At 43.2% G+C, this 20,371-nt stretch carries 17 protein-coding genes; 6 read left to right on the top strand and 11 right to left on the bottom strand.

Features of this window, described 5'->3' with window-relative positions:
- Positions 1-54: 54 nt before the first annotated feature.
- On the bottom strand, positions 55-978 hold the full coding sequence (locus EGV92_RS03315; protein ID WP_131667771.1) for a DUF2628 domain-containing protein: 924 nt from the start codon (positions 976-978) through the stop codon (positions 55-57).
- A 582-nt stretch (positions 979-1,560) separates the two neighbouring features.
- Between EGV92_RS03315 and trmB the strand changes: the two genes are divergently transcribed.
- From trmB to EGV92_RS03330, 3 genes are all read left to right on the top strand, one after another.
- A complete protein-coding gene (trmB, locus tag EGV92_RS03320) occupies positions 1,561-2,466 on the top strand; it encodes a tRNA (guanosine(46)-N7)-methyltransferase TrmB (protein ID WP_131667772.1) in 906 nt (301 codons plus the stop codon).
- A gap of 1,271 nt (positions 2,467-3,737) precedes the next feature.
- Positions 3,738-4,793, top strand: coding sequence for a recombinase RecA (recA, locus tag EGV92_RS03325; RefSeq protein WP_131667773.1), 1,056 nt, complete (start codon positions 3,738-3,740; stop codon positions 4,791-4,793).
- A 99-nt stretch (positions 4,794-4,892) separates the two neighbouring features.
- Positions 4,893-6,119 carry a regulatory protein RecX gene (locus tag EGV92_RS03330; protein ID WP_131667774.1) on the top strand — a complete coding sequence of 409 codons (1,227 nt, stop codon included), beginning with the start codon at positions 4,893-4,895 and terminating at the stop codon, positions 6,117-6,119.
- Between the two features lie 196 nt (positions 6,120-6,315).
- On the opposite strand, the gene EGV92_RS03335 is transcribed toward EGV92_RS03330, so the two are convergent.
- The 7 genes from EGV92_RS03335 to EGV92_RS03365 form a co-directional block, all read right to left on the bottom strand.
- Positions 6,316-7,773, bottom strand: a complete 1,458-nt coding sequence (locus tag EGV92_RS03335) for a DASS family sodium-coupled anion symporter (protein WP_131667775.1) — start codon at positions 7,771-7,773, stop codon at positions 6,316-6,318.
- Positions 7,774-8,501: 728 nt separating this feature from the next.
- On the bottom strand, positions 8,502-9,242 hold the full coding sequence (locus tag EGV92_RS03340; protein ID WP_131667776.1) for a YidB family protein: 741 nt from the start codon (positions 9,240-9,242) through the stop codon (positions 8,502-8,504).
- 368 nt (positions 9,243-9,610) lie between these two features.
- Positions 9,611-10,093: a hypothetical protein gene (locus tag EGV92_RS03345; RefSeq protein WP_131667777.1), complete on the bottom strand. Its 483-nt coding sequence runs from the start codon at positions 10,091-10,093 to the stop codon at positions 9,611-9,613.
- 54 nt (positions 10,094-10,147) lie between these two features.
- Positions 10,148-10,411 (bottom strand): FAD assembly factor SdhE, encoded by a 264-nt coding sequence (locus EGV92_RS03350; protein WP_131667778.1) that lies wholly within the window; start codon positions 10,409-10,411, stop codon positions 10,148-10,150.
- A gap of 53 nt (positions 10,412-10,464) precedes the next feature.
- A complete protein-coding gene (gene folP / locus EGV92_RS03355; protein WP_131667779.1) occupies positions 10,465-11,361 on the bottom strand; it encodes a dihydropteroate synthase in 897 nt (298 codons plus the stop codon).
- 174 nt (positions 11,362-11,535) lie between these two features.
- Complete coding sequence (gene ftsH, locus EGV92_RS03360) at positions 11,536-13,431, bottom strand: ATP-dependent zinc metalloprotease FtsH (protein ID WP_131667780.1); 1,896 nt, start codon at positions 13,429-13,431, stop codon at positions 11,536-11,538.
- Positions 13,432-13,915: 484 nt separating this feature from the next.
- A complete protein-coding gene (locus EGV92_RS03365) occupies positions 13,916-14,548 on the bottom strand; it encodes an RlmE family RNA methyltransferase (RefSeq protein ID WP_131667781.1) in 633 nt (210 codons plus the stop codon).
- Positions 14,549-15,186: 638 nt separating this feature from the next.
- On the opposite strand from EGV92_RS03365, the gene EGV92_RS03370 reads away from it, so the two are divergent.
- Together EGV92_RS03370 and EGV92_RS03375 are read left to right on the top strand one after the other, a co-directional pair.
- A complete protein-coding gene (locus tag EGV92_RS03370; protein ID WP_131667782.1) occupies positions 15,187-15,498 on the top strand; it encodes a YhbY family RNA-binding protein in 312 nt (103 codons plus the stop codon).
- 45 nt (positions 15,499-15,543) lie between these two features.
- Positions 15,544-16,500 carry a DOMON domain-containing protein gene (locus EGV92_RS03375; RefSeq protein WP_131667783.1) on the top strand — a complete coding sequence of 319 codons (957 nt, stop codon included), beginning with the start codon at positions 15,544-15,546 and terminating at the stop codon, positions 16,498-16,500.
- 83 nt (positions 16,501-16,583) lie between these two features.
- Here the strand turns inward: EGV92_RS03375 and EGV92_RS03380 are convergent, their stop codons facing one another.
- Both EGV92_RS03380 and EGV92_RS03385 read right to left on the bottom strand, forming a co-directional pair.
- Positions 16,584-17,294 (bottom strand): M23 family metallopeptidase, encoded by a 711-nt coding sequence (locus tag EGV92_RS03380; protein WP_242678581.1) that lies wholly within the window; start codon positions 17,292-17,294, stop codon positions 16,584-16,586.
- 266 nt (positions 17,295-17,560) lie between these two features.
- A complete protein-coding gene (locus EGV92_RS03385) occupies positions 17,561-18,283 on the bottom strand; it encodes a CHAP domain-containing protein (RefSeq protein WP_131667784.1) in 723 nt (240 codons plus the stop codon).
- Positions 18,284-18,464: 181 nt separating this feature from the next.
- Between EGV92_RS03385 and EGV92_RS03390 the strand changes: the two genes are divergently transcribed.
- The gene (locus EGV92_RS03390) at positions 18,465-18,950 is read left to right on the top strand and encodes a DciA family protein (RefSeq protein WP_131667785.1); all 486 of its coding nucleotides are present in this window, start codon (positions 18,465-18,467) and stop codon (positions 18,948-18,950) included.
- 267 nt (positions 18,951-19,217) lie between these two features.
- Here the strand turns inward: EGV92_RS03390 and lpxC are convergent, their stop codons facing one another.
- Positions 19,218-20,135 carry a UDP-3-O-acyl-N-acetylglucosamine deacetylase gene (gene lpxC, locus EGV92_RS03395; protein ID WP_131667786.1) on the bottom strand — a complete coding sequence of 306 codons (918 nt, stop codon included), beginning with the start codon at positions 20,133-20,135 and terminating at the stop codon, positions 19,218-19,220.
- Between the last annotated feature and the right edge of the window lie 236 nt (positions 20,136-20,371).

Consider the following 20,371-nt stretch of genomic DNA (forward strand, 5'->3'; position numbering starts at 1 on the left):
AGGGTTCTTAAGAGCCAGCTGTCCTTACTTAGACAGGTTGAGCCTTGTACTGGTTTATAGGCAGCCTTTAGGGGCTTGCTTCTTATTAAGTGAGCTCATACAGCCCCAATTACCAGTCGGCTGCCGGTACATCACTAGAGTCTGATTGTTCAGATAACGATTGGGATAACCGACCCCTTGTACCGTAGCTATAACCACACAGTCGCTATTATTGGGCACGCCTGCCGCACTGGTGGCCACTTTAAGCGTCACCCGTTGCTGCGCAGTGCTTAACGGTAAGGTAATGGGACACTTGCCTTGCTGCTGATAGATAAGATCGACCCGTCTTTGCGCATTATATGTAATCTCATAGGCCTCAAACACCACTTCTTTTTCTTTTTGCTTGGCATAAAGTGGCAAAAATTGCACCTGAATAACCAATAGAGCAAAGGCATAAAAACCAAAGCCCAGTCCTAAACCGACCATGCTCACCCCACCATGAAGCCTTAGGTAAGATTTCTGAGCATCAACATTGTTGGGGTACTTTTCTAGCGCATCCGCAATCTCGCGGCGCGCCATTCGGTAGTAATAGGCATCAGACCAGCGCGCCACCATTGCTGACCAAAATAGCCAAACCAGAGCGGCTAGCGCAATCCTAATAGGCATCTGATACACATCATTAATAAAGGGCATTGCCAGCGTTTCAAATGCCACCAAAATGATGGTGATATTGAGCTGAATAAAGGACCACCCCGCCACACTATAAACCAGTGCATCCATATAGCGCTTGCGGTACAGTAGCCACGGGAAGGTCATAAAAAAAGCAGCCCAGTGCCATTTGGGCGACAAATAGCCTTGCTGATCAAATTCAGCAAAACGCTTCAAATAGTAAGTTTGTGAGCGATGACCGATATACCACTGATCCAGCTGTTGACGCCGAGATGAGCTAAGATCAGGCTGATAAAATGGCGGCGGTGAATCCGTCTCAATAAATAACATAGCGGCAAGCTCTTTTGACAATTACAACAGCGTAAATACTTTCACCACTATACCACCTCGACTCTATCTATTACTCCAGCAAGCTGTCTTAGCTCTAATAAGCTGGTAGTAATGCTACAGCTGCTTTGATGAAGCGCGCCAAGAGAGTAGATAGAGTGGTTGATATATTGATATTAGGTTGACTTGACTTCAATCTAGAGTGACTTCAATCTAAAAACAATACCTTGATACTAGGATAAATTTTTTGTAGCTGCTATCAGCGTGGCCACAGCAAGCTAGAAAAATTGATATCAGTATCGCACTTGAACTTATTTGCCGCTCTTTTTTAGATGGGCTATATTGAAGTTGGATGACTTTAGAAGCTACCACCTCTCTATCTGCTACTTTGCTTGAGCAGTAAGGTCATCAATAAATCGTGATACGCTTAACACCTTAATTCCTTTGACTGGCTACTTCGCTATAGAGCTAGTATTGACTTACTGAGGCATAAATAATCCTCATTAAGAAAGTGACGACGTAGTGATAGTAGATGCCTTATAATAGGCGCAATTCTAACCCATTTAAATTGATAATCGTAATCTTATGAGTCAACAATCCCCGCACACTACCCCAACCAATAGCCCTGTTAGTGGCTCTATTGATGAAACCTCACAGACCCCTACCAATAAAGCGGTAGACAATCTTGATACTGCTGCGAATGCTACTATCAGTAATGCCCAAAGTGACGCTAAAAGTGATGTCAAAAAATCACAGCAGCTCCCCGAATCCCAGCAGCATCTACGCGGCGTAAAAACCTTCATGAAGCGCCGGACGCACATGAACAAAAATGCCGAACAAGCGCTTAATGATCCTGAATTGGCCCACTTTATTGTCAATAATGCCAGCGGCGATGGCGACTTAACGGGTATTACCGACTTAAGAGCATTATTTGCTGATACCGAAGCTACGCCAAATGGCGCTGATGCACCTTTGACGCTAGAGATTGGCTTTGGTCTTGGTGACTCACTCATTGAGATGGCTGCGGCTGATAAAGGTCGTAATTTTGTGGGTATCGAGGTGCATGAGCCTGGTATTGGTAAGTGTGCGTATATGGCAGGTGAACATGGATTAACCAATATTAGGATTATTAATGGCGATGCCATTAAGCTCATGCAGCAGCTGCCTGCTGACCATCTTGACCGTGTGCAGCTTTACTTCCCTGATCCTTGGCAAAAAAAGCGCCACTATAAGCGCCGCTTCGTCAGTACCGAACGAATGGCGATAGTTACCCGCTGCCTGAAATCAGGGGGCTGGTTCCATACCGCTACCGATTGGGAGCATTATGCATTCTGGATGTTGGAAGTGTTGGATAACATCGACAGCTTGAGTAACTATTCAGGCAAGGGTAATTTCACCCCGCGTCCTGACTTCCGACCCATGACCAAGTTTGAACGTCGCGGTATTAATCGTGGTCACGGTGTCTGGGACCTAATCTATACTAAAAACTGATGATACACGCCATTAGCGTTAAGCCAATCATCATCAGTTGGACTTTGCTGCTAATCTTATAGGGTGGTTATCATTAGTACCGACAAGTTGGTAATTATCTGCACCCAAGCAGGTTATGATGACTACCCTTATTGCTATTTTACGATTCAGTCAGCCCCTATTATTGTGAAACATATTTGTCACAATACAGAAAAACCACCTATAGCCGTTATATTTAATGTCATTCACCGCTACTTGTAGCGGTGTTTTTTTTGGACCAATCAATTAAGGCCTTGGCGCAAACGTAGGATTTATAAGGGCTAGAAAAGTTTTCCCCATTATCTGTGGATAACTATGTGGATAACTTGACTCTTGACAGCGCACGACCTTTAAAACATATGGCTTTTGGTAAAATTGGTTAATTTTTATACAGTTATTTTATTATTTAAAATCAATAACTTATTTTGCAATATAGTTTATCGCAGATTTATTTAATATTTTTTATCCCATTATTTGAATTTTTTATGTTTCACAAAACTGACATATAGTTTTTAATCTGCACTGTGGATAACTCATTTTTTTATTGACATTTACTTTAAATCAGCGCGCCAAAATTTACTGAAAATTTTTATGCTAATTTATGTCATTTTTTACGATTTTTTATTAACGGTGTTAACAACTAACATTAGCGTAAGACTAAGATAGCTGTGAACAAGGCAATCAGCTAGATTTTTGGGTTGTTTTTAACCTCTAATTAATCCCTATCTGTTAATCTTGCTAGTAATGATTTACTTATAGCCCGATTTAAATGTGCTGGTGACTGAGCTGATGCATTCTTGATACCTTGTTAATATATTGCCGGTTGTTATTTATTCTTACAACCTCCTATCATGTCTTACCAGCAGCATAGCTGAACACTCGTTCGATAGTTGCGCGACATCTGATGTCGTATTGTCTGCGCTAACAGGTCATCATCACCCTTAAATTTGCTATAATATGCTCCAGTTAAGCGATAAGAGCTAACTATTAACAACCAATCAATAATTTGATTTTCAATGCTTCTATCAAGCACACAACTTACTGTAATCTAGCTAACTCGGCCAATGGCAACTGACTTTAAATATTAATAATAACTCTAATGGCATTTATCACTTTCATAGCAGCCTTTTACGACAGTATTGAAAACTTAATCCGTTAATATTAGCTCATCCACCATCTACCTAACCTTCATTTACTTCTATTTGTTAGTTATCTATTTTATTTAGTTACTCAATCTCTATAAGGACGTCACTATGGACGAAAATAAAGCAAAAGCACTCAAAGCGGCCCTCGGTCAGATTGAAAAGCAGTTTGGTAAGAATACCATCATGCATCTTGGTGATGACTCTGCTACTTTAGATGTTGATGTGGTCTCTACAGGCTCTCTAGGCCTCGATATCGCTCTTGGCATCGGTGGTCTACCCAAAGGTCGAATCATTGAGATTTATGGTCCTGAAAGCTCAGGTAAAACCACCTTGACCCTTCAAGCGATTGCTCAATGTCAAAAGCAAGGTGGAACCTGTGCCTTTATCGATGCAGAGCATGCGCTTGACCCTATTTATGCACGTAAGCTTGGCGTCAATACCGATGATCTGTTGGTCTCGCAGCCTGATAATGGTGAGCAAGCGCTTGAGATTACCGATATGTTAGTCCGCTCAGGGGCTATCGATATGATCGTCATAGATTCGGTCGCCGCCTTAACCCCTCGTGCTGAGATTGAAGGCGAGATGGGCGACTCACATATGGGCTTACAAGCGCGCCTAATGAGTCAGGCACTACGTAAAATCACAGGTAACGCCAAGCGCTCTAACTGTATGGTAATCTTCATTAACCAGATCCGTATGAAAATCGGTGTGATGTTTGGTAGCCCAGAGACCACTACTGGTGGTAATGCCTTGAAGTTCTATGCCTCTGTACGTATGGATATCCGCCGCATTGGTGCTGTCAAAGATGGTGATGAAATCGTCGGTAACCAAACCCGTGTCAAAGTCATCAAAAATAAGATGGCGCCACCGTTTCGTCAGGCAGAATTCGAGATTACTTATGGTGAAGGTACCAATCACTTAGCCGAAGTTATCGACTTAGGCGTTGATATCGGTGTGGTAGGCAAAGCTGGCGCATGGTACAGCTATGGCAATGACAAAATCGGTCAAGGTAAAGCCAACTCAGTGCAATACTTAAAAGAGAATCCTGCTATTGCAGAAGAGATCGAAGCTAAGGTTCGAGCAGAAAAGCTAAGTACAGGAGAACCTACCCCAAAAGATACTGAAGAAGCGCCGCTAGCGGATGACCAAGCAGTTAGTGAATAAACTACTCTGGGTGTTAATCAAGCCTTACTACTGCTAGGCGATTCGCAGCTTAGCGGTTTAGATAAACACTTTTAAATAAACTAGTTTCATAAGATTATTATGGAAATCAAAACATTAGCCCAAATCCTTGCCGAGTCAGACAATGACTCGGCAAGCTCGCTGGTAGCAAAGAAAAAACCCAGCCAAACCCAAAACACAACAGACCCTGCCTCCTCTAGATATCAAAGTCATGCTTCGGCTAAACCCAATAAAAATAATAAAGCATTGGCTAACTCTTATACGCAAAAACACAAAAAAAATGCTCGTCAAATCTCTAAAATGGCGAACTCACTAGCCACTGTACAATCCGCTGCTAGCCCTTCCTTTTCAGAGTGCTCAGTTAATAACAATCAGACCATACCCGCCTTAACAACGTCTTCACCAGCGCTCCATAAAAACACTGCCCGCAAAAAAGGCCAACGCAAAAAGGGCTTTCATCCAGCCTCGGTCTATATCCCTAAAGATTTGGCTGGAAATCCTATTGAGTCCGTTATTGAGATTGCTACCACTTCCAATGCTAGCCCCACCTCAGATGCCACAAATACCTCTAAAGAGCCGTCGATTAAGTCGATATTGGCAGACTTAAAACCTGCCAGTGCTTTACGGGAGCAAAGTACTGATCAAAATGCAGCGCCTTTATCAGCGGCGCCGAGTACCGAGACTGTTGCAGACGCAGATAGCGATGACTTATCGCATATTCCCAGTGCGCTCAAGGTCTACCTGTTAACGCCTGAGCAGCGCCATGCCAAAAAAGAAGCGATTAAAGCTGAAAGTCGCCTACGCTGGTTAGCCTTTTATTATTTGTCACGCCGAGAGTATGCGCGTGGTGAACTCAAGCAAAAGCTATTAGATAAAGATCAAGACCCTGATAAGATTGAAGCCTTGCTCGATGAATTTGCCGAAAAAGGCTATCAAAGCGACTGGCGAACTGCGTTAATGCTCATCCGTGAAGGTATCCGAAAAGGACGCGGTCGTCAGCGTATCAAGCAAGACTTCTATAAGCGTAAGCTAGACATACCCAGCAATATTGATGAGCTTATCGATATGGCGAGCACTGAGTCAGATGAATTCGCTGACTTTATAGATAGTGACGCGCCTGAGCAGGGTGTCGATTGGCTAAAACTGGCAGTGGAGGCACGAGTAAAAAAATATGGTGCAGATTTACCAGAGTCGCCTAAAGAAAAAGCCCGTCAACTGCGATTTTTGCAGTATCGGGGCTTTAAATCTGATATTTGTTTTGAAGCACTCAAATACGATGAAGAGTCATTAGAAGAGCGTGATACATAACCCCTTCTACCCTCTTTTTCTACCACTAACCTAGTTAACATTTGCTTTAAACCTGCTCTAGAGTGACTGACAATAAATCCAACGGCCACAGTCACTCTTTGCCTTCTAGCCAGTAACTTTCTACCAGCTCCTCATCTTTTAGGTCAATTTCTAGCTATTTAACGGTAAAGTACCGCTATTTTGTAATAGCTTAGACTTAGTAATAACCTAGAAGCTTCCACCAGACCAAGCCAGCCCCTATCCAAACTACGGTATTGACCACACTCATAACGGCACCGATCTTCCACCATTCACCCAGCGTGGTGTAGCCTGAGTTAAAGATAACTGGTGCCGTACCAGTGGCATAATGAGTGATGCCCATCATAATATTACCAACAGCGGCCAAAATAAGGGCATAAAGCATGGGCGGCGCACCAAGGCTTAAACCGACAGCATAGAAGGCGGCAAACATCGCTGTAATATGAGCCGTGGTACTGGCAAAGAAGTAGTGAATGTAAAGATAGACCAGCGACAGTATCACTACGGCACCTACCCAGCCAAAACCGGTCAAGCCAATAGCGGATTCAATATTAGTAGAAAACCAGTCTACTAGGCCGAGCTTATTTAAGAATGAGGCCATCATAATGAGCGCACTGAACCATACGATAGTATCCCAAGCCGACTTTTCTTTTAAGACATCTTGCCAAGTAAGTACACCAGTCAAAATGAGCAGTGACAAGCCAAGAAATGCGGTAGTAGTGGCATCCACTGCCAACCCTTCGCCAAATATCATCGCTGGAATATTGGCCCACAATATCAACATCAGGGCAAATACCCCGAGCATAATTTTCTCATGTGTAGCTACCCGTCCTAGCTGCTTTAGGTTTTCTTGAGCAAAGCCCTTGGCATCAGGGGTCTCTTTGATCTCAGGAGGGTAGATGAGATAAATAACCAGCGGCATAAGCAGCAAGCATAGTAACCCTGGGACAAACATCGCGATGGCCCAAGTGGTCCAAGACAACTGCAGCTCACTACCTGTAGCTTTATTGACCAGATCTACAACCAATGGATTAGGCGCTGTGGCAGTGATAAACATCCCTGAGGTAATGGGGTTGGCATGAAAATTAACCATTGCCAAATAGCGGCCAATTTTATTTTGCGTCCCCTCTTCTGGCGTAGAATGAAAACTGTGGGCAATAGACTTCATAATCGGATGAATAATCCCACCACCACGAGCAGTGTTAGACGGGGTAATAGGCGCAATCATCAGCTCAGCAGCGGCCAAAGAATAGGCTATCCCTAAGGTTTTTTTGCCGAAAACAGAAATAAAATAATAAGCAATGCGTGATCCTAAGCCTGTCTTGATGAGACCACGAGATATCATCACCGCAATACCGATCAGCCAGATTAGAGGACTAGAGAAGCTGGACAAGGCATCCTGAATCGCTCCTTTTGGGGAGTCATTAGTGACCCCTGTTACGGCCACTAAGGTGATGGCGATAACAGCGATAGCGCCAATAGGCAGCACTTTGCCGATAATTGCCGCTATCGTCGCTACGAATAGAGCAAGTAAATGCCAAGCTTCCGGACTGACTCCGGTCGGCACAGGAATGACAAACCAAATGATAAGACCGATGATTACGGAGATGGCAGCAGGAATGGGTTTGAACGGCATAATGGCCTCACGAGATTTTTAAGGCTATAACCAGCCTTATAGTGACGAGCTTAATAAAGAGCTTTAGTCTGGGACTGCTTAGACAGCAACGACTTAAACTAGTGAATCTAAATAGACAGTGATGGCTTTACTTAAAGGATTTAGAATCGCTTACTAAAGCTACTGGTCTTGCTGTTTACTAGCTTACTCTACAGTTGAGAAATATCGAGCAATAATCTATGATTTAAATAACTCATCAGTTAATAGAGATTTTCCTTCAACAACATGATAACCATAATATGGTTTTAATTGTTAATTATACTGAGCTTTTGTTGAGCGATAAAAACCATTGAGATTACTTATCAGCCTTTATAAGCTAACTCTTTCTTATTATAAGTATAAATTATAGTTATGGCAGATGTATTAAAATAGTCATTTATTTAAACGATTAAATTAACGGTATCATCAATTAAGTGAATAGTTTATTAAATGTAATACATGGTATTGCTTGACGATATCGATATACAGTGCCCCACTATATAACTAAAATATTGTGCAGAAGGTTGGTACAGAGGTACGGATTAGCTATCTGAATAAAGGCGGCATAGTTTATTCTCAACGCTTGTGTAGCACAGCATAGACTTTTAATTATAAATACCAATAAAAAACGGTATTTGATGATCAAGTATCAAATACCGCTATTAAAAAAGCGCTAATTATTCTATCAAGCACTTGATCAGGGTCTACGATTAAAAGTCTTTAAGCGTACCTGATAATTGACCCATAATTTGCTCAATCTCTTCATTGGCTTCTTGCTCAGTAGCTAAGTCACCATTGGGCGTCAACTGATTGACCACCTCTGGCAATAGCTCGGCTAAACCTTGACGCACTTCTGTCTCATCAGCACCAGTCTTTTGAGCTATTTGCATAATTTCATGATGATCAAAGATTTTATCGATCTCATTGGGATCGACATTATCATTTGCATCTTGGGTGCTCATCCAAGACTGAGTCTGATTACCAAAGCCCAAACTGCTCAGCTTACCCAGTGCTCCTGATAGGCCACCATTTCGCTGAATCCAAGACAACACCAAGGGCATTAAAGCTGCGACCAACATACCTTTACCGCCAAAACCAGAGCGGCGATGTTGACCACCAAGCACGCTACCGAGGATAGATCCTAAGCCGCCAGTACCCATACCGCCTAAGCCACGTGAGCCTTGTGACCCGCCGCCTAGTACACTGCCAAGACCACCACCGCCCATTAGACCTCCGAGCAAGTCATCAAGCCCGAGCTGGTTTGGATCGACACGATTATACTGTTGTGGGTTATAGCCTTGATTAGAGCCGCCAAGCACACTACCAAGCACGTCTCCTAAGCCCCCTGTTCGGCGCGGATTTAAGCGCTGATTAATAGGGTTTCGTTGACTGTCTTCTGGGTCCATAGCAGACTTGGCAACTTGGGTAATCAAATTTCCTAATAAGCTCATATTGCTATCCTTTATAAATAGTTGTTGGTATAGTCAATTCACAATAAAAGTGTCACGTCATCATTAGCGCGCGGTGCGTATCAAATCTTCTTTTCTAACTTGTCTTTCAGCGTGTCTTCTGACTTACTTTGCCAACGCCGACAAGGAACGCAGAATCTTTATTAAGAGTAGCATCCATCAAATATCAACGTCTTGGCAATCTTTTTATAGTGAATCTACTATATAAAAATCATACTGCAAGATGATAGCGCCTACTATAGCAAAGCCAACCTATGGCGCTAATGGTAGATTTGTTAGACGGTATTGATTTACAGGATGATAGGTTATTAATTTTGTTATTTACTCTTGTATCTATATGTCAGGGCTCTTTATTTTATCAGCTGCGCTATTACCTTTAGCTGATGCCAAGACTGCGCTGTCATTTGATCGCGAAACAAAGCATGGCTGATTGAGCGCCGTTGTGGATGGCTAACAGCAAACTTCAATACAACCGTTGGCCCATAGTCTTGAATTGACAATAAATCCGCGCGCCATAAGGCTTCGCCTCTGCTGGTAGACATCATCAATTGCCAGTCTTTGAATAAAGACTGCGTGAGTGCAGGTTGGGAGATATGGACGACAGGTAATTGGGTCAGCCAAGCGCCGACGATGCTAACAATAGCACTGAAAAGCAGAAGGGCTAATTGCCAATAGTTGAGGTCGGCAAGATAAGCCATTAGCGCAATCCAAACAGCGATAATGGCATAAATGAAGAGACGATACGAGCTACGAGTAGCAATTTTAGCGTCTAAACGCAAACTCGCTGTACTCACCCTACCATCTGCTGCAAGCCTTTGTTCTAAGGGTGTCATATCAGTCCTAGGCCAGTCGAATAGTCACCAAGGGCAGCAATTAAGTGTGTTCTTTTAGAGGGCATGACGCCAAGACTTTATTTTATTGACCAGCCCCATAACAGCGTCATCTTCTGGACGGTCCTGGTTGGTAAAGTAATTAAGTAAATCAGGATCTTCATAGGTTAGCAGCTTGGCAAAAGTCGCTTGCTCATCTGCGTCAGCCGTCAGATATTGCGTTTTGACATAAGGGTCGATATAGAAGTCTAGCTCTTTTAGACCGCGCCGAGCTTGATAGATAACACGGCGCTGCTCATTCGTTGGTTCAGGATTGTTCATACAGTCTCACTTATTGTCTTTGTACTTTAAAATATAGAAGATGCTTGGCTAGGCTAAGCTTGATTATACTCAGTTAATTGCGACCATAAGGCTAACATTTGACCCGTCATTGCGACATTGTGGGTACGTATAATACTAGCCCCTTGCTGCACAGCTAGGAGCGCGGCTGCGCTACCAATAGCGTCACGATCTACCTTTTTATGGTCTAACCAAGCTGGAATAGCACTGCGGGTCAACACCTCACCCAAAAAGCGCTTTCTTGAGATGCCAAACATCAAAGGTAAATTGAGCGCTTGGAACGCCGCCAAATGGGTCAATAACTGGCAGTGATGCTCATAATCTTTGGCGAAGCCGAAGCCTGGATCGATGATAAGCTGCTCACGCGCCACACCACCTGCGACAGCTATCTCAATACTCTGCTTAAGTTCAGCTAAGACATCAGTAATAACATTTTGATAGCTCGTCATACTGCCCATCGTATCAGGCTCACCGCGCATATGCATGAGCATAACCGGTAGCTTAAGCTGCGCTGCCATCTCAACTGCGCCCTCCCGCTTTAGCGCGCGCACGTCATTCCAGATATCAGCCCCAGCAGCATGAGCCTCCCGTATTACCTCCGGGCTACTGGTATCTATTGATAACCAAATACTGTCACCAAGCCGGCTGCGAATAGCTTCAACGACTGGAATCACTCGGTGCAGCTCTTCATCGCTACTGACTGCTGGCGCATTAGGCCGAGTAGATTCGCCACCAATATCGATAATCGCCGCACCCTCATGAATCATCTGCTCGCAACGCTCTAAAGCTGCATCGACACTGTTAAAGCGTCCACCGTCCGAAAATGAGTCAGGTGTAACGTTAAGGATACCCATGACATGAGGCTTAGATAAGTTAAGACTCTTATCCCCTTGGTGAATATCAAATTGAGGTAGCGACGTATATAAAGACATAGTGACTCTAGTATTGTTTATTATGTATAGACTATTATGAATATGATAACAAACTTAAAAACCTACCGACACAAAAAAGCCCTTATTAAAAGGGCTTTATCATTTTACAGAGCAAGATTTGATATTTCAACATCAATACTTTCTTCAACCTAATCGATACTTCGACCTATTCCTCTACATCGCAGGCAGTGGCGGCGGCGTAGTAGCAGGCTTAGTTAGATCCGTTTTAGAAGGCGTAACATCTACTGGCTGATAGACTTTAGGCGGACGCGGCTCTAGCCCAGCTAGGATATCTTGAAGCTGATCACGATCAATCGTTTCCCACTTCATTAACGCATCGACCATGGCATGCATCTTATCTTGATTGGCCTCGATCAGCTCACGAGCAATATCATATTGCTCCTCTAACATGCGGCGGACTTCTTCATCGACTTTTTGCTGAGTTGCTTCAGAGATGGTGCGACTGCCGCCGCCAAAATAGCCTTGCGAGCTATCATCATCTTCATAAACCATGATACCTAAGGCATCTGACATACCATATTTGGTAACCATAGCCCGCGCCATTTTGGTAGCTCGCTCAAAGTCATTAGATGCGCCAGTAGACTGCTGATTGATAAATACCTCTTCAGCAATACGGCCACCGAATAAAATCGCAATATCATTAAGCAGCTTTGATTTATTTTGACTGGTTTGATCATGCTCAGGCAGCTGCCATGTGACCCCAAGAGCAAAGCCACGAGGCATGATGGTCACTTTGTGTACTGGATCTGTACCAGGCAATAGCTCTGCTACTAGAGCATGACCGGCTTCATGGTAGGCAGTGGCGCGGCGCTCCTCTTCACGCAGTACCATCGACTTACGCTCAGGGCCCATATATAGCTTATCTTTAGCGTCTTCAAAGTCATTCATATCGACGCTTTTCTTATTACGACGCGCTGCAAATAAGGCAGCTTCATTCACAAGGTTGGCCAACTGCGCGCCACTAAACCCTGGCGTACCACGCGCTAATGAATGCGGATCTACGCCTACCGTGTTTGGTAGCTTTTTCAGATGCACATGTAATATCTGCTCACGGCCTTTAATATCAGGCAAGCCTACTTGTACCTGACGGTCAAAACGACCTGGACGCAGTAGTGCTTTATCAAGCACATCAGCGCGGTTAGTCGCGGCAATGACGATAACCCCATCATTACCTTCAAAACCATCCATTTCTACTAGCAGTTGGTTTAGGGTCTGTTCACGCTCATCATTACCACCGCCCATACCAGCACCGCGATGGCGACCAACCGCATCAATCTCATCAATAAAGATAATACAAGGGGCATTCTTTTTGGCCTGCTCGAACATATCACGAACACGTGATGCACCAACACCCACAAACATCTCAACAAAATCAGAACCAGAGATTGAGAAGAAAGGTACTTTGGCCTCACCGGCGATTGCTTTTGCCAGTAAGGTCTTACCTGTTCCTGGCGGCCCTACCATCAAGATACCGCGCGGAATAGTCGCACCAAGTTTTGTAAACTTATCTGGATCTCTTAAGAATTCGACGACTTCGACAACTTCGTGCTTAGCCTCTTCACAGCCTGCTACGTCATCAAAATTGACTTTGATTTGATCTTCAGTGAGCATCTTGGCTTTTGATTTACCAAAGCTCATCGGTCCTGCACCGCGGCCACCTGCACCACCTTGCATATTACGCATGAAGAACAAAAACAGACCAATAATTAGTAACACTGGGAAACTGGCAATCAATAACTGCATCAGAATGCTTTGACGCTCAGGAGCCGCACCTTGAACATTGACATTATGCTCGCGCAGCATCGGCATCAGTTCGTTGTCAGTCACAGCTGGACGGATGGTCTCAAAAGGCGAGCCATTTTTCTTCTCACCTTTGATCTGCTCTCCGTCAATCTCAACTTTGGCTATCTGATTTTCAGATACGGCTGTCACAAACTCAGAATAATTTAGATTATCCGGTTCTGTAGTTTGATCAAAGCCGCTAAACACCAGCACTAATACGCCGATGACTACCAGCCACAATAAGGTATTTTTTACCATGTCGCTCACTAGTTTTCCCATCCCTTACTAATTGGAGAGTTTACCACCCATATGACGCCTACCGTCATGCTGACTTGGACTCACAACTTACTTGCCTACTTGGCTATAATAATATAGTAATGCTTAAATAATATAGTAACGCTTACTACTCTGCTATCTATCTTGGCACTTACTATACGGGCAATGACCACACTGATACTCAAGCAGGCAACGCTAAACCTATTTAAAATTGAGCAATTAACCTTTGGTTAATCTTGGCATTGTGGTACAACACCCCACTGTAACCTTACCCAATATGAGCGCTGTCAACTTTAGCTTTGCTATCAGATCATTAAATAAGTTTAATAAGCTAATATATCATGATATGCGGTTTCGCCCTGCCAAATTCAAGCGATATTGACCGAATCAGCTAAAGTTACACAGTTTTCATACGCATTGAGCTTAAGTTTCTGACCGCCCTATCGACCCAGCTACCATTTTAGCGCTATCTTAATTATCTAATCGCCACCCAAAACATCTCTTTCGAGCGTGGCCGAGATGCTGCTGGCTTGATACTACGAACCTTACTAAACTGCTGCTGCATTTGTTGGCGCAGCTCCTGTGTGCCCGCGCCTTGAAATACTTTCATAATCAGTGCACCACCGCTAGGCAGTACTTCTAAGGCAAATTCGACGGCCAGCTCACACAAATATATCATTCTTGGCTGATCCACAGCAGACGCACCGGTAGTATTAGGTGCCATATCTGATAACACCACATCAACTTCTCGGTCACCCACTTCTTTCATAATCTGATCAAAGACCTCTTGCTCGCGAAAATCACCTTGAATAAAGGTAACATTTTCGAGCGTATCCATAGGCAATATGTCAGAAGCTATCAAGGTGCCATTGTGACCAACAAGCTTACCAGCTACTTGCGACCAGCTACCTGGGGCACTGCCTAAATCCACTACCGTCATACCAGAACGAATAAGCTTGGTTTTATCATTTATTTCGAGTAGTTTATACGCGGCTCTAGCTCGATATCCCTCTTGTTGAGCTTGCTTAACGTAATAATCATCAAGATGCTCCTTCATCCAAGCTCGGCTGCTCTTTGATAGCGTTTTATTTTTTATTCGGGTGGCCACACCATCTCCTAGCGTTAGTTAACTCAATTATTTACGAAAAATCAGTTATTTACGAAAGAATAGAGAACAATCAGTCACAATTAATCTGCAACAAACCCCCATATCTTCAATAATATTATCAATAACAGTATTGGTGGCTACGACATAGCTCAAGCTTCTGCCTATATAACTTCAATCTTCTCAGACTAAATAACGTCTGACTAAAATTAGTTCAAAATCAATACAGAATAATTTAAGGCTTCTCCGTCGACTTTGAATCAGCAAATCAGCCGTTAATGACTGCTCTATAGAGGAGTAAAATAAGGTGAAATTGCTGGGTGTACTAGCTATTTAAGAAGAATATCGATATAAACCAAAGCTTAATCAGTAGCAATAAGGGAATTATAGCGGTAAGGCAAGCATCCATCTAACCCTGTAAACAGTTATGCCGCCTCTAGTGTAACATTTTCATTACCCGAAATCGCTGAATTTGACAGTAAAACCCTGCACAGCAAGCCAAGTTTATTTATAATGCCCTTTATCGATTGAGCAATTGGCTATTTTTATACTGATGCATTGAGCAATCGCAATCCATTCATTTTATGAGATTTAATTCTACGAGCTGATTCATGCAGCTTTGTTAATCTATTAGGACATCTATGCAACTTGATAATGCTACACTAAAACGCCTAAAAGGTATTGGTCATGAGTTAAAGCCTATCGTTATGATAGGCAATAACGGCGTGACACCTGCAATTATTGAAGAGATTAATCGTGCATTAAACGATCACGAGCTTATTAAAGTCAGGTTATCCGCTGGTAGTAAAGACGAGCGTGAGGAGCTAGCTGCTGAGCTGGCGCAAGAGACCGACTCTACCATGATTCATTCTATTGGGCGCATGGCACTACTACTAAGACACAACCCAAATGCTAATCCTAAGCTATCTAATCTTAGTCGCTATGCAGAATAAACTCTTTAGCTAACCCCTAATTCAAGATGTAAGATTGCGTAATCCATGACGATTGAAGATTATCAGACACGCCAGTTTAGGCTGGTATTGGCAGACCCTCAATTGACGATAGCGCAGCTCGCGCATCTTGAACAGCACTTGGGAATAAATAAGCATAACTTGACTCAAATTGAGGTCACCGTCGTGGCTCAATATCCACGCGCTAGTGCCTTGTCCTTTAAAACCTTGCCCCACAGTACCTTAATAAATAATAGTAGGGCTATCTCTTACCCTGCTGCTGACAAGAGTACTGATACTGAGCAAAACCACAATACCTTTGCACAAACCTATAGGCGAGCTGAGTTAACAGACTCCACCCCACGCCTATGGTTGAGTTATTTTATTCATCTACCTAAGGAGCTGGCTGACCAAGAGCGCCTCAATACCTTTATTGAGTCCTCAGGTTGGCTACCACGGTGCGCGCAGGAGGTGATGTTTAGCGACTATCTATGGGAAGGGACTTGCTTAGAATGTTTTATTGGTGGGTTTGGTACTGAGTATGTCGAAGTCAATGCCAGTCCGACAGGGCAATATGCGCTCTATCATTTTCAAGATTATCGGCAGCCGAACGATATGCCGCCCCCGCCTTTATACCTCTCCCAAGATAAGCCGACAACAGCAAGTCGTCAGCGCGCCTATATTAGTTGGCAGGATAATAACGATAGCAACTCTGCCTTCACAAAATATGGCGTGTCTCCAGTAAGCGATTTTTGTCCTAGCACTTACACTATTAATCCTACTGCTATCCAGTCTTCCGAATTCTGCCCAGCCTATCCTACTTTATTACAACGGCACTTAACTATTGATCTCAAGCAGCTGCCTAAGTCTCTATTGCCTCTTACCGACCTACACCCCTGTGTTATCTTAAACTTAGACGGTATCGCATTTTATTATGCTCCGCAACATGCCCCTACCCCCGACTTCCACAATCGGCACTATTGGCATACTATTGGCAGGCAGTAATTTTTCTAACCGTTTAAGCGTTCTTGAGAAGATACCCTGATAAATATAGGAATGAACAGTACAAAGCTCAAGAATGTAAGAGGCTATCTTGAAGCCATTGCCAGATGTATATTAGGGTCTGAGTGCTGACCATTTTTTAACACCTCATAGTGTACATGGGGGCCGGTACAACGACCAGTACAGCCAACATCAGCAATTCGCTGGCGCATCGACACCCGATCACCAACACGGACATGCAGCTTAGAGTTATGACCATAGCGTGATATTAAGCCTGCGCCATGATCAATCTCTACAAACTGACCATACCCCCTCACCCAGCCTGCGCGCGTGACCACACCTGGACCTGTCGCATAGACTGGAGAGCCTGCAGGTGCTGCTAAGTCTATACCTTTATGGAACTGACTTTTACCAAAGATCGTTCGATGCCCATAATTAGAGCTGACTCGGTAACCATCAACGGGCAACGCCGCCAAAATACCACGGCGACTTAAAGCGAGTGCTTCTTGAGTCTGCTCGTATTCATCATGTTTCTCTTCAAGCTGAGCTGCTAGCTGCGCTAAAGCATCTTCTTTGACCTGTGCCTGACGGCTCAAGGCATCTATCGCTTCACTAATCTCATCATTATTCGCCTGAGTAAAACTCAGCGCCGATTGTCCCTTATCAGCAGGACGTATTTGCGGCAACGCAGGAACATCATCGGCAGCATATTGAGGCGTCTCAGTACTGGCATTTACCAGTGGTAGCGCTGACACTGTCATCATGCCCAATAAAGATATTTTTAACCACGTTTGCATACTTACTCCATTGATAATCTTGCTCTAAAAAAAGCAATAAATTATGCTTAAACTTATCGTAGTAAGCTATCACTCTACCCAAACCAAGAATATGGCTGGTATATTAAATAAATGCTAATAAGAGCTGTAATAATGGTCATTTTAGAGTCATTAGAAATGTACGAATTCTCCGCCCACAAAAAACTCAGCAAAAAGGGCAACTTATTGCTGAGCTAATAGTAGCTTGACTCACCGATAAAGAATATCAGCTATCAAAGCTGAGTTATTTAATCATCTGCCATTGCTAAGTAAATGCCTTTATTAGAAGCATCGTCTAAATAACGGCCATCTCGCCATGTGGTATAAGAATAAGAGCCACTATATGGATTGATGTCATCTTGACGAAAGTCCGAAACCCAATTGGAGCCATCAAAGATTTGGATATGACCATGTCGATGCTTAGCTGAGCGATTAAAGACGACCACATCGCCAACTTGAGGAGTAGTGTTGTTGCTAATCTTGACGAAGCCTGCATTGGCTAAAGTACCGCGCGAAGCGTATTGATAGGCAGAAGGGTTTGGTGTGAATTCATAGCCTGCAGCTTGCAGGGCTTTTCTGACATAACGAGCACAGCGACCAGTACTACTAGAATGAGCCGCTTGGGCAGCTCTTGCTGCCGCGATGGCTGGAGCAGAATTACGACTTAGAACACTGACATTTGCTTGCGCTTGCTGCTGGGTAAGCTTTTCGGCTAAATTTGCTAGGCGGTCTTCTTTTTGCTTGGCTTGCGCACTTAAACTTTGAATGGCTTGTGAAATTTCATCATCACTGGCAACTTGAGAGGCTGATGCGCCGCGATAAGAATAGCTATTATAAGTGTTATTAGAAGAACCAAAATTGGCGGTAGATTGACTCAAGGTATAATTTGGTTGAAAAGTGGTCTCAACAGCGCCGCTGGTCTGCGCCATACCTAGCCCCAATGTGGCCAAGATTAGTAATGCCTTTCTCATAAAATTCCTGCCTATGCATCATTCAATAATTTACGTCATCCATGACGTAAGAAAAAATTCCTAAAAAATACTAGCGCCTGCCCGACTATTTATCGAATGTCGTCGCAGACGCCTAATGGTAATGAATCATGATAAACTGACATATCATCACCACTCAGTAGTTAGCTAATAGGTCTACTTTATGTCTAAGAAGCCCAACCACCTTGCTGCTCTTATAGATCATCAATCTGCCGCTAAAAGTGCTCTACCCAATACATTAGCGAATACTTTAAAGCGACTCACACAGGCCACCGACGATATCAAAAAAATACTGGTAGATTGTCTACCAGAGGAAATCGTCAAAACTTGTCAAGTAGTCGGGCTTACTGAAGATCAACTTACCCTAAGTGTACACTCACAAACTGCCGCCAATCATATTAGATATTTACAATCTGATTACGTTCGGCTACTCAGAGAACAGTCTATTCAATTTTCACAAATTCGTGAAATTCGCATTATCGTTACACCGACTAAAACAGAGCCATTGATCAAGCCTAACTCTGCTTCGAGCCATAATGTAAAAGGCCTCAGCGAAACGACTAGGCAGACTATAGCACACGCGGCAAAACATGTCATTAAGGATGAGGCGCTGCAAAAATCACTACTCAGACTGGCAAAAGAGGACTAACAACCTATTTACAATGTAAACTTATGTAATTTAATTGCTGGTTTTGACCGATTTTTAAGAAAATATTATTTCCTTAAGTTTGGCTTACTCTCTTTGAAGAGCGATAACCTTAACCCACTACTGAATTATAGATATTATAGATTTTGGGGCTTAACAGGGATAAGCGGGAGATTTACCGAGGTGATTAGCAGCGACATTAAACTGATTATATTTACAAGTTAAAATATTTCGACAATGTAACGCCACTGCCCCTCATAAAGTGAAATTTTATATTGATACCTTGTTATTTATTTTAAAATAATCGACCGGACATTTTACATTGTCATCAAAAGTTACAATTTCAAAACTATCTGGTGAAGACAATACTTGCTTAATAAGTTGGTTATTTAGCGCGTGACCCGACTTATAAGCACTAAATTTTGCCAATAGTGGGTAACCAATTAAGTATAAATCACCAATAGCATCTAATATCTTATGACGAACGAACTCATCACTAAACCTGAGACCCTCAGCATTAATAATCTTTTTGTCGTCGAGTACAATAGCATTATCCATACTCCCCCCTAACGCTAAATTGTGCCGACGCAGCTGTTCGATGTCTTTTAAAAATCCAAACGTTCTAGCTCGGCTTAGCTGAGAGATAAAATTCTCGCTTGAGAACGCCAAAGTAGCGTGCTGATAATCTTTATTAAAGGCAGGATGACTAAAGTCAATTTCAAAGTTTAACTCAAACCCTGTAAAAGGCGTTAGCTGCGCCCATTTATCTTCTGCAGTAACCTTAACGGGTTCAACAATTTGTAAAAACTTCTTAAGCTCAGACTGCTCAACCAGTCCTGCCTCTAGTAGTAAGTTCACAAATGGCAAGGCACTACCGTCCATAATTGGCACTTCAGCAGCAGAAACTTGAATAAGTAAGTTATCGATACCTAAGCCGGCAACTGCGCTTAATAGATGCTCTACAGTACCGATCCGCACCTCGTCTTTAACAAGATTGGACGACATCATGGTGTCTCTTACCAGTGTTGCCTGAGCGGGAATCCTAGGAGTACCCGGTAAGTCTGAGCGCTCAAATATAATACCGTGGTCTGGCGGTAGCGGCTGAAAAGAAAGCGCAACCGTTTTGCCACTGTGTAGACCAATGCCCTTAGTGCTAATCGACTTACTGATCGTTCGCTGTCTCATTATCTGACCGCCTACATCTTTTGTTACATTTGCAGTAAGTGTACCATTTGCCGGTAGGGTAATGCCATTCTATATTAGACTCATTAAAACAATAACTGTGATTTATTTTTCTGAAGCGTTGTTATCTATCTAATAATTATCACCTATATCTTCTCTTCTGACTTGCCAGTTCAAGGCACTATTAGCATTAAGAGTACAAATATTAGGCATATAAAAAGACCAGCGAATGGCGCTGGTCT

This window comes from Psychrobacter pygoscelis, assembly GCF_004335015.1.
Taxonomy (GTDB): domain Bacteria; phylum Pseudomonadota; class Gammaproteobacteria; order Pseudomonadales; family Moraxellaceae; genus Psychrobacter; species Psychrobacter pygoscelis.